Consider the following 14,793-nt stretch of genomic DNA (forward strand, 5'->3'; position numbering starts at 1 on the left):
AGGCCTGAGGACGCGATGAAGCTCATCTACACGTACACCGACGAGGCGCCGGCACTGGCGACCCACTCCTTCCTGCCGGTCATCGAGGCCTTCGCCGGCCAGGCCGGGGTCGACGTGGAGACCCGCGACATCTCCCTGGCCGCCCGCATCCTGGCGAAGTTCCCCGACCGGCTCACCGACGCCCAGCGCGTCCCGGACTCGCTGTCCGAACTGGGCGAGCTGGCGAAGACCCCGGACGCCAACATCATCAAGCTGCCGAACATCTCGGCGTCGATCCCGCAGCTCAAGGCGGCGATCACCGAGCTCCAGGGCGCCGGCTACGACGTACCGGACTACCCGGAGAACCCGCAGACCGAGCAGGAGAAGGCCGCCCGCGCCGCCTACGACTCGGTCAAGGGCTCCGCGGTCAACCCGGTGCTGCGCGAGGGCAACTCCGACCGCCGCGCCCCGCTGTCGGTGAAGAACTTCGCCCGCAAGCACCCGCACTCGATGGGCGCCTGGAGCTCCGACTCCACCAGCCACGTCGCCACCATGGACGACGGCGACTTCCGCCACTCCGAGACCTCGTTCACCGCCGCCGGTGACGGCGCGGTCCGCATCGAGCACGTCGCCGCCGACGGCACCGTCACGGTGCTGAAGGAGAAGGTCGCGCTGCTGGACGGCGAGGTGTTCGACGGCGCCGTCATGCGTCGCGAGCCGCTGCAGGCCTTCCTCGCCGAGCAGGTCGCGGACGCCAAGGCCAAGGGGGTGCTGTTCTCGGTGCACCTCAAGGCCACGATGATGAAGGTCTCCGACCCGATCATCTTCGGCCACGCCGTCCGCGCCTACTTCGCCGACGTGTTCGCCTCCTTCGCCGACGACCTCGCCTCCGTGGGCGCCGACCCCGACGACGGTCTCGCCTCGATCCTGACCGCGCTGGAGAAGCTGCCCGCCGACAAGCGCGACGCCGTCGAGAAGGCCATCACCGCCGCCTACGAGACCGGCCCGGCGCTGGCCCAGGTCGACTCCGCGCGCGGGATCACCAACCTGCACGTCCCGAGCGACGTCATCATCGACGCCTCGATGCCGGCCGCGATCCGCACCTCCGGCCGGATGTGGAACGCCGACGACGCGCTGCAGGACACCAAGTTCGTCATCCCGGACTCGTCCTACGCCCCGCTCTACGACGAGACCGTCAAGCACTGCCAGGCCAACGGCGCCTTCGACCCGACGACGATGGGCACCGTCCCGAACGTCGGGCTGATGGCCCAGAAGGCCGAGGAGTACGGCAGCCACGACAAGACCTTCGAGATCGCCTCCGCGGGCACCGTGCGCGTCGTCGACGCGGCGTCGGGCGAGGAGAAGCTCTCGCACGAGGTCGGCGAGGGCGACATCTGGCGCGGCTGCCAGACCAAGGACGCCCCGATCCGCAACTGGGTCGGTCTGGCCGTCGAGCGGGCCCGGGCCACCGGCTCCCCCGCCGTCTTCTGGCTGGACTCGGCGCGCGCCCACGACGCGCAGCTGATCGCGAAGGTCGAGACGTACCTGGGCGAGCACGACACCGACGGCCTGACCATCGAGATCCTCCCGGTCGCCGAGGCCACCCGCTACACCCTGGAGCGGGCCCGCAAGGGCGAGGACACCATCTCGGTGACCGGCAACGTGCTGCGCGACTACCTCACGGACCTGTTCCCGATCATGGAGCTGGGCACGTCGGCAAAGATGCTGTCGATCGTCCCGCTGATGAACGGCGGCGGCCTGTTCGAGACCGGCGCCGGCGGGTCCGCGCCGAAGCACGTGCAGCAGCTCCAGAAGGAGAACCACCTGCGGTGGGACTCCCTCGGCGAGTTCCTCGCGCTGGCCGTCTCGCTGGAGATGCTGGCGTCGAAGACCGAGGAGCCGCTGCGGGCCAAGCTGCTCGGCCAGACCCTCGACGAGGCCACCGGCAAGCTGCTGGAGAACGGGAAGTCGCCGTCGCGCAAGGTCGGGGAGCTCGACAACCGCGGCAGCCACTTCTACATCGCGCTGTACTGGGCGCAGGCCCTCGCCGCGCAGACCGAGGACACCGAGCTGGCCGCGATCTTCGCCCCGCTCGCCGAGAAGCTCGCCGCCGTCGAGGACACGGTCGTCGGTGAGCTGAACGCGGTCCAGGGCGACCCGGTCGACCTGGGCGGCTACTACTACGTCGACCGCGCGAAGACCGACGCGGTCATGCGGCCGAGCGCCACGTTCAACGCGGCGATCGACGCCTTCGCCGGCAAGTAGCCCCACCGCGACGGCCCGTCCCCCCGTTGCCGGGAGGGCGGGCCGTCGTCGTGTCAGGCCGAGCTGACGCCGGGGACGCGCCCGGAGCGGAACGCCTCCACGAACAGCGCGTGGTCGGCGCGCACGGTCCGCGCGTAGTCGTGGGCGAACTCCACGACCCACTCCACGAACGCGTCCTCCGCACCGGCGGTGCGCGCCGCGACCGCCTCCTCGACCCGGAAGTCGACGAGCGCGTGGTCGGCGTCGGCGTCGGCCACACAGTGGATCTTCGCGGTGGCCCGGCCCAGGTCCGCGACGACCGGCGCGATCTCGTCGGGCTCGGTGAGCTCCGACCAGTCCAGGTCCGCCTCGTAGGGCGAGACCTCGGCGACGACGAACCCGACGCCGTCGAGCTCGGTCCAGCCCAGCATCGGGTCGGCGTGCGCCTGCAGCGCGCGCTGCGAGACCGCCGTCCGGTGCCCGTGGTGGCGGAACGCCGCCGCCACCCGCTCGTCGGTGACCACCCGCGAGGGCGCGGCCACGTTGCCCTGCTTCATCGACACGACGATGTCGTTGTCCAGCGCCTGGTTCAGCCCCTCGACCAGCACCGTGTAGGTCGGCAGCCCGGCGCTGCCGATGCCCACGCCGGATCGCCCGGCGACGTCCTTGACGGTGTAGGCGACGCCGCGATGGCGCCGGGACTCCGGGATCGTGGCCACGTAGGCCTCGAACGCCGCGGTGACCGCGGCCTTCTCGTCGTCGTCGAGGGTGCGGACGCCGGGTCCGGCGCGCAGGATGCGGTCGAAGCCCTCGGTCTCGGTGACCGCGTCGAGCAGCCCGACCCGGGTCCGCGTGCGCGCGGTCTGCAGGACCTGGTGCACCGGGCCCTCGGTGGTGTCCAGGCGCAGCGAGAACGCGTCGTCGTCGCGGTCGGCGAAGTGCCGCACCTGGGCCAGGTAGCTGCGGCAGTAGCGCTCGACGAGCTCGGACAGCGACCGGTCCGACAGCGCCTTGCGCCAGCCGAGCAGGCACAGGCTGGCCGCGAACCGGGTGACGTCCCAGGTCCAGTGGCCGAGATAGGCCTCGTCGAAGTCGTTGACGTCGAAGACGAGCACGCCGTCGCCGTCCATGTAGGTGCCGAAGTTCTCCGCGTGCAGGTCGCCCTGGATCCAGACCCGGGCGGTCCGCTCGTCGACCCAGGGGTCCTCGCGGCGGGCGACGTCGTCGTAGAACAGACAGGCGCTGCCCCGGTAGAACGCGAACGGGTCGGCGGCCATCTTCCGGAACTTGGTCCGGAACGCCGCGGGGTCGGCGGCCATCAGGTCGTCGAAGGCGGTCACGAGGGTGTCGACGATGTGGCCGCTGCGGTCGGTCATGGCGCGATCATGCTCGCGGACGGTGGCGGGGACCACCTCCGTCCGTGGGGTCCCGCCGGACCGTGCGCCGCCGACCGGGTGGCGGATGGATCTTCGTTGCGATCAACGGGTGATCAGCGGGGCCACCGTGGGCGACGTCACGCAACCCGTCCGGAGCAACCCCCGTCCCGGAGCGGGTGTACCCACCGGTAGAATCTCGTTAGCGATGATCATTATCAGGCCGTCCCGCAGCAGACCGACCGGGGATCTCCCCGCCCGGCCGGGCCGGGTCGTGCGCGCGACCAGCACCGGCCCCGGGCGTCCAGGGAGCAAGCGTCCCGCGGGGCCCCGCAGGCCCCCGACCCGGCGCCCGGCGGGCCCGGAGACGACCGGCGGCTCCCGCAGCTGAGCACTCAGCTGATGGTCAGCGACCCCTGGGTGATCGTCAGAGCCAGCAGCAGGACGACGACGCCGAACCCGCCGTACACCAGCGCGTCGGCGTAGCGGCCGCGGATCGCGAGCAGCCCGACCCGGTCCGGCGGCAGCGCGACGCGCAGGCCCGCGGCGACCAGCATCGCCACCGCCAGCGCCGCGGACCCCTCGCGCCAGTGCTCGGTGACCACCCGCTGCAGCCCGACCAGCGACACACCGAGGACGACGAGCAGCGGCCAGTGCGCCCGCAGCCGCGCCCGCAGGCCGTGACCGGAACGGGTCGCCACCATCACCGCCCTCCGCCGCCCGTCACGACGACAGGCTGCGTTCGGTATCGATTCTCACTCCGACAGGCTGCGTTCGGCTGCCTCGACGACGTTCGTCAGCAGCATCCCGCGGGTCATCGGCCCCACACCGCCCGGCATCGGCGCCAGCAGCCCGGCGACCTCGGCGACCTCGGGCGCCACGTCGCCGACCAGGCCCAGGTCGGTACGGGTGACGCCGACGTCGAGCACCGCGGCGCCCGGCTTGATCTGGTCGGCGGTGATGAGCCCGGCCCGGCCCGCCGCGGCGACGACGACGTCGGCCTCCCGCAGGTGCGCCGCCAGGTCCCGGGTGCCGGTGTGGCACAGGGTGACGGTGGCGTTCTCCGAGCGGCGGGTCAGCAGCAGCCCCAGCGGGCGGCCGACCGTCACGCCACGGCCCACGACGACGACCCGCGCCCCGTTCAGCTCGACACCGAACCGGCGGCACAGCTCGACGATGCCGCGCGGGGTGCACGGCAGCGGCCCCGGCTCGCCGAGGACCAGGCGGCCCAGGTTGGTCGGGTGCAGGCCGTCGGCGTCCTTGCCCGGGTCGACCCGCTCCAGCGCGGCGCCGGCGTCGAGACCGTCCGGCAGCGGGAGCTGCACGATGAAGCCCGTGCAGGTCGGGTCGGCGTTCAGCTCGTCGATCGTGTCCTCGACCTGGGCCTGGCTCGCGTCGGCGGGCAGCTCGCGCTGCAGCGAGGTCATGCCGACCTTGGCGCAGTCGCGGTGCTTGCCGCGCACGTAGGCGTGCGATCCGGGGTCGTCACCGACCAGCACCGTGCCCAGCCCGGGAGTCACCCCGGCGGCGGTCAGCTTCTCGACACGGCCCCGCAGGTCGTCGAGCAGCTCCGCCAACGTCGCCTTGCCGTCCATCACGCGTGCGCTCACCCGGGCATCCTCTCAGGTGACGCCCGGGCCGGTCGAACCTGACCGAAGGACGCGTACGTGCCGCGCAGGTAGGGGGCGCCGACCCCGCGAGCTGCGACGACGGCCCGGTTCCGTGCGACCGGGGTACAGGTCGGGGTCTGGTCGTACGGAGGGGCGAAAAACGATCTCCGCGAGAGCAGAATCACACCGCCGGTGCTCGACCGGTCACGAACTCGACGAGGAGTTTTCCATGAGCGTGGAGAGCGACACCGCGGGGGCGCACGCCGCTGCCGCCCCGCCCGCCCCGGCAGCAGCCGCCCCGGCTGCCAACCCGGCCCTGATGGGCCTCATCTGCTTCCTGCCGTCCGGCATCACGCTGGGCCTGTGGTTCGTGGGCTACCTGGACACCACCGCACTGCCCGGCGGCATGATCCCGATCGTGACCTTCTCGGCGGGTCTGTTCCTGCTGCTGTCGGCCATGGTCGCGCTGCGCGTCGGGGACAGCGTCACCGCCGCGATCTTCGGGGTCTTCTCCGCGTTCTGGACCAGCTTCGGCGTGCTGCTCATGGCGCTGAACAACGGCTGGATCATCGACGCCGGTACCGGACAGGCCCTGTCCACCGAGCAGATCGGGTCGATCCAGTCGACCTATCTGCTCTCGTTCACCCTGGTGTTCGTCCTGCTGACGCTGGCGACGCTGCGCCTGCCGCTGATGTTCACGATCGGCTTCGTGCTCGTCGACATCACCTTCGTGCTGGCCTACATCGGTGTGACCGCGGGCAACGCGGGCCTGTTCCCGATCGCCGGGATCACGACGTTCGCGTTCTGCGTCGTGTTCGCCTACATCCTGTTCGACGCGTTCGGCCAGACACTGGGCGGACGCGCGATGTCGATGGGCGGGCCGCTCGTCAAGTCCTGACCCCGTCGCGACCACGTACAGGCCCCGCCGGTTCCTCCGGCGGGGCCTGTGGTGTGCCCGGTCCCGGTGGTCCGCGTGTCCCGCGGTCCGCGTGCTCGGGACCACGGGGCCCGGAGGTCGCGAGGGCCCGGCGCCGGGCGCGGGCGGGGTGGTCAGCGGAAGTCCCGGGACGCCACCTTCACCGCCAGCGGCATCCGCTGCAGCCGGTCGGCCAGCAGGTTCAGCACGCCCTCCGGGCTGCGTTCGAGCCGGCCCCGGACCAGCAGCCCCGCGCTCCCCAGCGCCACCGACCGGTAGCGCGCCCACAGGCCCTCCGAGCAGGTCACGTTCAGCATCCCGGACTCGTCCTCGAGGTTCACGAACGTCACCCCGCGCGCGGTCGCCGGGCGCTGGCGGTGGGTGACCAGTCCCCCGACCAGCACCCGGGCCGGGGTGTCCGGGCCGGCACGGAGGCCCACCTCGTCGAGCCGGTCGATCCGGACCGCGCCGAGCGCGTCGAGATCCGCGCGCAGGTGCTGCACCGGGTGCCCGTCCGGGGAGACGCCGGTGGCCCAGACGTCGGAGACGGTCAGCTCCGCCTCGGTCATCCCCGGCAGGGCCGGCGCGTCGAACCCGACGGCGGTGCCCGGCAGGTGCTCGGGGCGCACCCCCGCGACGACGCCCGCCGCCCACAGCGCCTCCCGCCGCTCCACCCCGAAGCAGCCGAACGCCCCGGCCGTCGCCAGCGCCTCGGCCTGCGGGCCGGTCAGCCGGACCCGGCGTGCCAGGTCGGGCAGGTCCGCGAACGGCCCGCCCGCGTCGCGCTCGGCGTCGATGGCCCCGGCGAGGTCCGCGCCGACGGTGCGGACACCCGCCAGGCCGAGCCGGACCGCCCGGCCGCCGGTGCTGTCGTCGTCGGGTTCGAGGACGGCGTCGGCCCGCCCGGCGTTGACGTCCGGCCGGTGCACCCGCACACCGTGCCTGCGGGCGTCGGCCACCAGCGACTGCGGCGAGTAGAAGCCCATCGGCTGGGCGTTGAGCAGGCCCGCGCAGAACGCCGCCGGGTGGTAGAGCTTGAACCACGCCGAGTAGTAGACGAGCGCGGCGAAGCTGATCGAGTGGCTCTCCGGGAACCCGAAGTTCGCGAAGGCCAGCATCTTGGCGAAGATCCGTTCGGCGAGCTCGCCGGTGATCCCGTTCGCGGCCATCCCGTCGTAGAACCGCCCGCGCAGCCGTTCCATCCGCTCGGTGGACCGCTTGGAGCCCATCGCCCGGCGCAGCTCGTCGGCCTCGGCCGCGGTGAACCCCGCGACGTCGACGGCGATCTGCATCATCTGTTCCTGGAACAGCGGGATGCCCAGCGTCTTGTGCAACGCGGGCTTGAGCAGCGGATGGTCGTGGTCCCAGGTCTCGAGCTCGTTGCGCCGCCGGATGTAGGGGTGCACCGAGCCACCCTGGATCGGGCCGGGCCGGATCAGCGCGACCTCGACGACGAGGTCGTAGAACTCGCGCGGGCGCAGCCGCGGCAGGGTGGCCATCTGGGCGCGGGACTCCACCTGGAACACCCCGACCGAGTCCGCGCGCGACAGCATCGCGTAGACCTCCGGGTCGGACTCGCCGATCGCGTGCAGCTCGATCCGCTCACCGGTGGCGGCCGTGACCAGGTCCACCATCAGGTGCAGCGCGGTGAGCATGCCCAGCCCGAGCAGGTCGAACTTCACCAGCCCGGCCGCGGCGCAGTCCTCCTTGTCCCACTGCACGACGGTCCGGTCGGCCATCCGCGCCCACTCGACCGGCACGACCTCGGACACCGGCCGATCGCAGATGACCATGCCGCCGGAGTGGATGCCCAGATGCCGGGGCGCACCCATCAGCTGCCCCGCGAGGTCCAGCAGCAGCGGCGGCATCTCCTGCGGGAGCTCGCTCGCCTCCAGGGCGTGCCAGCGTTCGACGCGCCTGCTCCAGGCGTCCTGCTGGCCGGGTGAGAACCCGAGCGCGCGGGCGGTGTCGCGGATCGCCGACCGCGGCCGGTAGGTGATGACGTTCGCGACCTGCGCGGCGAACAGCCTGCCGTAGCGGCGGTAGACGTACTGGATCGCCTCCTCGCGGCGGCCGGACTCGATGTCGAGGTCGATGTCGGGGTAGCCGTCGCGGTCCGGGGACAGGAACCGTTCGAACAGCAGCCCGTGCCGGACGGCGTCGACGTTGGTGATGCCCAGCGCGTAGCAGACCGCCGAGTTCGCAGCCGATCCCCGGCCCTGACAGAAGATGTTCGACCGGCGGCAGAAGTCGACGATGTCCTGGACGATCAGGAAGTAGCCGGGGAAGTTCTTCGCCTCGATGATCTCCAGCTCGCGCTGCACGGTGTGCGCCGCGAACGGGTTCTCGTCACAGCTGCCATAACGCTCCATCCGGCCGCGTTCGGTCAGCACCCGCAGCCAGGTCGTCTCGGTGTGCCCGGGCGGGACGTCGAACGGCGGCAGGTCCGGCGCCACCAGGTGCAGCTCGAACGCCAGCTCCCGGCCCAGCTCCGCCGCGCGCTCCACCGCACCGGGGTGGCGCTCGTCGAACCGCAGGGCCATCTCCCGCCCGGATCGCAGGTGCGCGGTGCCCGCCGCGGGCAGCCAGGGGTCGATCTCGTCGAGGCTGCGCCGGGCCCGGACCGCGGCGACGGTCGCGGCCAGCGGGGCCCGGTCGGGGGTGGCGTAGTGCGCTCCGGTCGTCGCCACCGTCGCGACGCCGGCCCGCTCGGCCAGCGCGGCCAGTGCGTCGTTGCGCTCGGTGTCGCCGGGCTCGCCGTACACGGTCAGCTCGACCCGCACGTTCTCCGCGCCGAAGCGCGCGACCAGCCGGTCCAGCTCCGCCGCGGCGGCCGCCGGGCCCGAGCGGTCCAGGGCGCGGCGCACCGCGCCCTTGCGGCAGCCGGTGAGCACGACGACCTTCCCCGCCGTGTCGGCGACGACCTCGTCCGGGTCGTAGACCGGCCGCCCCTTCTCCCCGCCCCGCATCTGCGCGGTGGAGATGGTGCGGCACAGCGCGCGGTACCCGTCGGGGCCGCGGGCCAGCAGCAGCAGGTGCTCGCCCTCGGGGTCGGCGACGCCGTTCTGCGGGGCGGTCAGCCCGGTGCTCAGCTCGGCGCCGAACACCGTGCGCACCCCGAGCGCGCGGGCTGCCTCGGCGAACCGCACGACCCCGTACATGCCGTCGTGGTCGGTGAGCGCGACGGCCTCCAGCCCCAGCTCGGCAGCGCGCTCGACCAGCTTCTCCGGGGCGCTCGCGCCGTCGAGGAAGCTGAAGTGCGAGTGGCAGTGCAGCTCCGCGTACGGCACGACGCCGGGCCCCGCCGGGTGCAGGTCCTCGGGCGGCTCGTAGGGGCCGCGATGGACGGACCAGGCCGGTGCGTCCCCGCCGTCGGCCTCCGGGCCGCCGCGCAGGCTCGCGCCGTCGCGCACGGAACGACCCGACAGCGCACTCTCCAGCTCCGCCCAGGGGACGTCCGGATTCTGCCAGCCCACCCGTGCAGCGTACTCGAACACAAGTTCGAACGTCGAGTGCCGGGTTCCGCGGACGGGCGTCGCCGTGCGGGCCGGCCGGCTGCTCCCCAGCGCCGGTCGGCCCCGCACGGCGGGTCCGGGCTCCGGCGCGGCACACCGGCCGCTCCCCAGCGCCGGCCCGCGGGCCACCCGGACGTACCCATCCGGTGCCGGCAGGTGGTTCGTGGACCTCCCCGCCGACATCTCCGAGTTCACCAGCCGAACCTGTGGAACGACTGAGACCCCGGTGTGGATCGACCGAGGATCACCGCGGCCCCGGGTCGCGCCGGGTCGTACCGTCGTGTTCGTGACGCCGTGTCGTGATCGTCGGTTCACCGCACGGCCACGCCCGATGGCGGATGCTGGTCCGACGCCGCGGCGCCCGACCGGTACCGCGCACGCACGAGGAGCGCCGGACACCCGGCGCGGACGAGGCCCGGTACCGGGCCGGACGGCAGAGGTGGCTCCATGGGACGGGCGAGCACGACGGGTGGCCTGCACCGGCCACGCCTCGGGAACCGGCTGGTCAGGGTCGCGGCGGCCGGGGTCGCCGTCGTCGCGCTCGCGGCCTGCGCGGACGTCCCCGCGACGCCGGGCACCGCGACGATCGGCACCACCGGCGGCGGGAGCCAGGGGACCGCGCAGGGCGACCCCGGCCTGCCGCAGCGGCTCGCGGCCGCGGTGGGCGGCGACGGCGCCTACGCCCACCTGCAGCAGTTCGAGAGGCTCGCCGACGCGAACGACGGCAACCGCGCGGTGGGCACCCCCGGGTACGACGCGGCCGTCGACCACGTCGTCGGGACGCTGCGTGCGAGCGGGTTCGAGGTGTCGACCCCGTCGTTCGAGGTGCGCACCTTCTCCGCGGGCGACGCACGGCTGACCGTGGCCGGCGCACCGGTGACGACCGAGGTGCTCGGCTTCTCCCCCGCCACCCCGCCCGGCGGGCTGACCGCGCCGCTGTCGCTGCGCCCGCGCACCCCGCAGGACCCGACACCGGGCTGCGACGCCGCCGACTACGCCGGGATGCCGGCCGGGGCCATCGCCGTCGTCGAGCGCGGGACCTGCGAGTTCGGCCAGAAGTCCCGGCTCGCGGGGGCGGCGGGCGCGGCGGCGGTGATCGTGGTCAACACCGAGGACGCGGCCCTGCCCGCCACCCTCGGCGACACCCCGGGGGTCGTCCCGACGGCGGCCGTGACGAGGACCGCCGGAGCCGCCCTGCGCGACGGGCAGCAGGCGTCGCTGGTGCTCGACACCACGATCCGGCAGCAGACCTCGCGGAACGTGATCGCCGAGACCACCACCGGCGACCCGGGCCGGGTCGTGGTCGCCGGGGCCCACCTCGACAGCGTGCCCGAGGGCGCCGGCATCAACGACAACGGCAGCGGCAGCGCCGCCCTGCTCGAGATCGCGCAGAAGCTCGGCGGTTCCCCGCCGGTCGGCCAGAAGGTGCGCTTCGCGTGGTGGGGCGCCGAGGAGATCGGTCTGGTCGGCTCGACGAAGTACGTCGAGGGGCTGTCCGAGGCCGACCGCGCGCGGATCGCGCTGTACCTCAACTTCGACATGGTCGGCTCGCCGAACCCCGGCTACCTCGTCTACGACGGCGACAACTCCGACGGCCTCGGCGGCGAGGCGGGCCCGCCCGGCTCCGACACCGCGGAGCGCGTCCTGACCGAGGCGCTGGTCGGGGCCGGCGTGAACGGCCCCGAGGGCACCGCGTTCGACGGGCGCTCGGACTACGGCCCGTTCATCCAGGCCGGCATCCCGGCCGGTGGCCTGTTCACCGGCGCCGAGGAGCGGAAGACCCCGGAGCAGGCGCAGAAGTGGGGCGGCACGCCGGGACAGTCCTACGACCCCTGCTACCACACGGCCTGCGACCGGCTGACCAACATCGACCGGACCGCACTGGACCGGAACGTGACGGCGATGGCCTCGGCGATCGGCCGGTTCGCCGTCGACCTCACCGGGGTCCCGCAGCGCTGACCCGCCCGCGGCGGCCGGTGGCTCAGTCGTAGACACCCGTCACCTCCCAGCGGCCGCCGCGGTGCACGAGCAGCAGGGCCGTGCCGTCGGCGAGCACGACCTGCAGCCGGACCGCGGGCCCGGGGCCGTCGGGGGCCCACCAGCGGGTGTGCACCGGCCAGGGTCCGGCCCAGCCGGTGACCTCCCGGTCCGGGCCGCCGCCCGCGACCCGGCGCGGGACGCCGTCGAGCAGGTCCGGCGCGGCCGGGCACACCTCGGCGCCGTCCGCGGCGAGCAACCGGACCGGGACCGGGTCCGGGGGCACCGTCGCCGGGGACGGTGCCGGGAGCCGGCCGGGCCAGGTCGCCGGGGGGTCGGCGGGTGGACGACGACCGGGAGCGCGGCGGGGATGCGCGGTCCCGTTCCTCCCCCCGCCCCGGGGCCGTCCCGCGGCCCCGGCCTCCCCCGGCTCCTTCCCCGCGGCCTCGTCGGGCGCGGGGTCGTCGGGCGCGGGGTCGTCGGGCGCGGGGTCGTCGGAACGTGCCACCGCCGGCCGCCCGGGGACCGGCCCGGGCGGCTCCGGGGCTGCCTGCTCCGCATGCCCGGGGGCACCGGCGGCGCCGTCCCGCGCGGGAGCCACGGGCCCCGGCCGGGCGGGGACCGCCGTGTCCTCGACGACCCGCTCGTCGCCCCACGGCACCAGCCGCGCCCGCTCGCCCGGGTCCCGGCCGCCCGCCGGGACCGCGGTGAGCACCGCCTCCGGCCCGAGCAGCGCCTGCACCCGGACCAGGGCCCGCCCGGCCCGCTCGTCGCCCTCGCCGACGTCGCCCCACAGCCCGCGCTGCAGCGCCCCGGCGACCACGGTGTCCTCCGGGGTGAGCCGCAGCGCGACCAGCGTCCCGGAGCCGCCGCGCCCGAGCCACGAGTCGAGCTGCCAGCGCACCCGGTCCACCGTCCCGGACGGCGTCAGCGGCTCGGCGCACCGCCAGACCCGTAGCAGCTCCTCCCCGCTCTCCGTGCGTGCGTGCACCCCCAGCCGGGTGCAGGCCAGGCCGTACCCGGCGAGCGCGGTGTGCAGCCGGGTCGCGAGTGCCCGCGCGGCGAAGGCGGCCGCGTCGACCCGGTCCACCGGCGGGTCCAGCTCGACCGCCGCGGACAGTTCCTCCGGCGGGACCCGGCGCGCGGGCGGGCGGGGGTCGAGCCCACGGGCGAGCCGGTGCGCGGCCACCGCGTCGGCGCCGAAGCGCGAGGCCACGTCGGACTCCGACAGCGACGCGAACGCCCCCAGCGACCGCAGCCCCAGCCGGCGCAGCAGGTCCACCAGCGCGGCCCGGTCGACGTCGGGGTCCCGGTCCAGCTCGGCGACCTCCAGCGGTGCGAGGAACTCCGCCGACCGTCCCGGCGGCACCCCGCGCCCCCGGCGGGCGGCGAGCGCGGCGGCGAACATCCCGTCCGCGACGCCGATCTGGCACTCGGTCCCCGCGTGCAGGGCGACCTGGTCGATCAGCCGCTCCACCGCGGCGCGCTCCCCACCGAACCAGCCGACCGGACCGCGCGCGGGCAGCACCAGCAGCCCCGGCCGCACCACCTCGACGCCGGGGGCGAGCGCCTCCACCGCGGCGGCGACCGGCTCGAACAGCCGGGCGTCGCGCCCCGGGTCGGGGGCGAGCACCACGAGCTCCGGGCACCGGGCCTGCGCCTCCCGGCGCCGCAGCCCCCGGCGGACCCCGTGCCGGCGGGCCGTCGCCGAGCAGGCCAGGACCCGGTTGGCGTGCAGGACCGCGGCCGGCCGGTCCGCCGGGACGTGCGCGGCGCGGGCGGCCGCGGTGACCGGCCAGTCCGGGGACCAGACCGCCAGCACCCGCGGGTCGGGCTCCGCCCGTCCACCGCCGCCCGTGCCCGTCGCGCCGCCCGCCTCCGTCGTACCGGGCGTGCTCATCCCGCCGCCCGGGCCACGGGCCGCGCGACCGCGACCTCGCCCACCGCGGCCGCGGAGACCGCGGGCACCGACGGCACCGAGGTGATCGCGGGCACCGACGGCACCGCGGGGACCGGGGGTGTCGCCGGGGCGGGGACGACCGTCCCGCCGGGGCCCGGGAGGAGCACCTCCACCCCCCACCCGGCCGGGCCGATCCCGCGCCCCTCCGCCCGGACCTCGACCCGCCGGGACCGCAGCCGCCCCGTCCCGCGGCCGACGCCCTCCCAGCGCGGACGGGTGCAGTGCAGCCGCAGGTCCGCGCCCGGCCACCCGCCGAGCGCGAGCAGCACCGCACCCCGCTGCCGGGCCCGTGCGGCGAGCCGCTGCCGGTCCCCGGCCCGCAGCCCGGCCCGCTCCGGCCCGGCCACCACCACGAGGTCCAGCCCGTCCAGCAGTGCCGCGGTCACCCCGACCAGGTCCGCGCCGGGGTCGGGGACCAGCGCCAGCCGGTCCAGCCGCACGCCCGCCTCGGCCGCGGCCGTCGCGCCGAGGCCGGGACGGCCGACCACGCCCGACCACGCGCCCTCCGCGGACGCGGCGGCCAGCAGCGCGAACAGCAGCGACCCCGCGCCGGACCCCACACCCACCGCCACGGTGGACCCCCGCCGCAGGCCCCCGCCGGGCAGCAGACCGGCCAGCGGCCCCGGCACCGGCAGCAGGTCGGCCTCGGTCACCGGACGCGCCTCGACCGTCCCGGCGCTGCGGGCCGGGGGCTCCGGCTCCGGGCAGGGCCCCACGGGCCCCGGCCGGGACCGCTCCAGGCCCGCCCGGGTCTCCGTGCGGCGCAGGACGTGCCGGGCCCGGGCGAGCCGCTCGGCGGCCGAGCCGGCCGCGGCCCCCGGCCCCCCGGCCGGGCCCCGTGCCCCGGGCAGCGGCTCCCGCCCGCCCCCGGGGACACGTGACCCGGCCCCGACCACCGGCCCGGACCCCTCCGGACCGGTGTCGTCCCCGGCGTCGACGCCGGCTCCCCCACCGGCACCGCCGACCACCCGGCCGACCGCCGCCGCTCCTCCGACGACGACCGGCCCCTCGCCCACACCGACGCGCACCGCAGTACCTCCCCGCCACACACCGCGCCACGACCGAACGGTCGCGACCTCGCCCGGCGCGCCGCGGGGAAGGCGACGCGTGCTCGAACTGACGTTCGAAGCATAGGGCCTGTGCCGTCTCTCCGCATCCCCCGGGTGGGGGTGGCGACGACGACGGGAGGACCGTCGCACGCACCCCCGACATCCTCGGC

Annotated in this window: 9 protein-coding genes; 3 read left to right on the forward strand and 6 right to left on the reverse strand. The window is 75.2% G+C overall.

The window, feature by feature from the left end; genetic code table 11:
* Nucleotides 1-15: 15 nt before the first annotated feature.
* Nucleotides 16-2,244 carry an NADP-dependent isocitrate dehydrogenase gene (locus ND486_RS11620; RefSeq protein ID WP_251784361.1) on the forward strand — a complete coding sequence of 743 codons (2,229 nt, stop codon included), beginning with the start codon at nt 16-18 and terminating at the stop codon, nt 2,242-2,244.
* A 53-nt stretch (nt 2,245-2,297) separates the two neighbouring features.
* Here ND486_RS11620 and ND486_RS11625 read toward each other — a convergent pair whose 3' ends face one another.
* The 3 genes from ND486_RS11625 to ND486_RS11635 form a co-directional block, all read right to left on the reverse strand.
* The gene (locus tag ND486_RS11625; RefSeq protein ID WP_251784362.1) at nt 2,298-3,599 is read right to left on the reverse strand and encodes a DUF2252 domain-containing protein; all 1,302 of its coding nucleotides are present in this window, start codon (nt 3,597-3,599) and stop codon (nt 2,298-2,300) included.
* A gap of 392 nt (nt 3,600-3,991) precedes the next feature.
* Complete coding sequence (locus ND486_RS11630) at nt 3,992-4,300, reverse strand: DUF3017 domain-containing protein (RefSeq protein ID WP_062397707.1); 309 nt, start codon at nt 4,298-4,300, stop codon at nt 3,992-3,994.
* Nucleotides 4,301-4,351: 51 nt separating this feature from the next.
* Nucleotides 4,352-5,206: a bifunctional methylenetetrahydrofolate dehydrogenase/methenyltetrahydrofolate cyclohydrolase gene (locus ND486_RS11635; protein ID WP_251784363.1), complete on the reverse strand. Its 855-nt coding sequence runs from the start codon at nt 5,204-5,206 to the stop codon at nt 4,352-4,354.
* Between the two features lie 229 nt (nt 5,207-5,435).
* On the opposite strand from ND486_RS11635, the gene ND486_RS11640 reads away from it, so the two are divergent.
* Nucleotides 5,436-6,104, forward strand: coding sequence for a GPR1/FUN34/YaaH family transporter (locus tag ND486_RS11640; protein WP_224401457.1), 669 nt, complete (start codon nt 5,436-5,438; stop codon nt 6,102-6,104).
* A gap of 152 nt (nt 6,105-6,256) precedes the next feature.
* Here the strand turns inward: ND486_RS11640 and ND486_RS11645 are convergent, their stop codons facing one another.
* The gene (locus ND486_RS11645) at nt 6,257-9,598 is read right to left on the reverse strand and encodes an error-prone DNA polymerase (protein WP_251784364.1); all 3,342 of its coding nucleotides are present in this window, start codon (nt 9,596-9,598) and stop codon (nt 6,257-6,259) included.
* Between the two features lie 486 nt (nt 9,599-10,084).
* Here ND486_RS11645 and ND486_RS11650 point away from each other — a divergent pair, with 486 nt between their 5' ends.
* Nucleotides 10,085-11,596, forward strand: a complete 1,512-nt coding sequence (locus ND486_RS11650) for a M28 family metallopeptidase (RefSeq protein WP_251784365.1) — start codon at nt 10,085-10,087, stop codon at nt 11,594-11,596.
* Nucleotides 11,597-11,618: 22 nt separating this feature from the next.
* Here ND486_RS11650 and ND486_RS11655 read toward each other — a convergent pair whose 3' ends face one another.
* Together ND486_RS11655 and ND486_RS29700 are read right to left on the reverse strand one after the other, a co-directional pair.
* Nucleotides 11,619-13,514, reverse strand: coding sequence for a DNA polymerase Y family protein (locus ND486_RS11655; protein WP_285898508.1), 1,896 nt, complete (start codon nt 13,512-13,514; stop codon nt 11,619-11,621).
* A complete protein-coding gene (locus ND486_RS29700) occupies nt 13,511-14,602 on the reverse strand; it encodes a hypothetical protein (RefSeq protein WP_308215838.1) in 1,092 nt (363 codons plus the stop codon). Before ND486_RS29700 ends, ND486_RS11655 begins: the two co-directional genes overlap by 4 nt.
* Nucleotides 14,603-14,793 lie beyond the last annotated feature (191 nt).

It is taken from the genome of Pseudonocardia sp. DR1-2 (assembly GCF_023717215.1).
Lineage (GTDB): Bacteria > Actinomycetota > Actinomycetes > Mycobacteriales > Pseudonocardiaceae > Pseudonocardia > Pseudonocardia alni.

Excerpts from the sequence above, each read along its gene's own strand:
- ND486_RS11620 (WP_251784361.1), top strand. The coding sequence starts at position 16 with ATGAAGCTCATCTACACGTACACCGACGAGGCGCCGGCACTGGCGACC.
- ND486_RS11625 (WP_251784362.1), bottom strand. The coding sequence starts at position 3,599 with ATGACCGACCGCAGCGGCCACATCGTCGACACCCTCGTGACCGCCTTC.
- ND486_RS11630 (WP_062397707.1), bottom strand. The coding sequence starts at position 4,300 with ATGGTGGCGACCCGTTCCGGTCACGGCCTGCGGGCGCGGCTGCGGGCG.
- ND486_RS11640 (WP_224401457.1), top strand. The coding sequence starts at position 5,436 with ATGAGCGTGGAGAGCGACACCGCGGGGGCGCACGCCGCTGCCGCCCCG.
- ND486_RS11650 (WP_251784365.1), top strand. The coding sequence starts at position 10,085 with ATGGGACGGGCGAGCACGACGGGTGGCCTGCACCGGCCACGCCTCGGG.
- ND486_RS11655 (WP_285898508.1), bottom strand. The coding sequence starts at position 13,514 with ATGAGCACGCCCGGTACGACGGAGGCGGGCGGCGCGACGGGCACGGGC.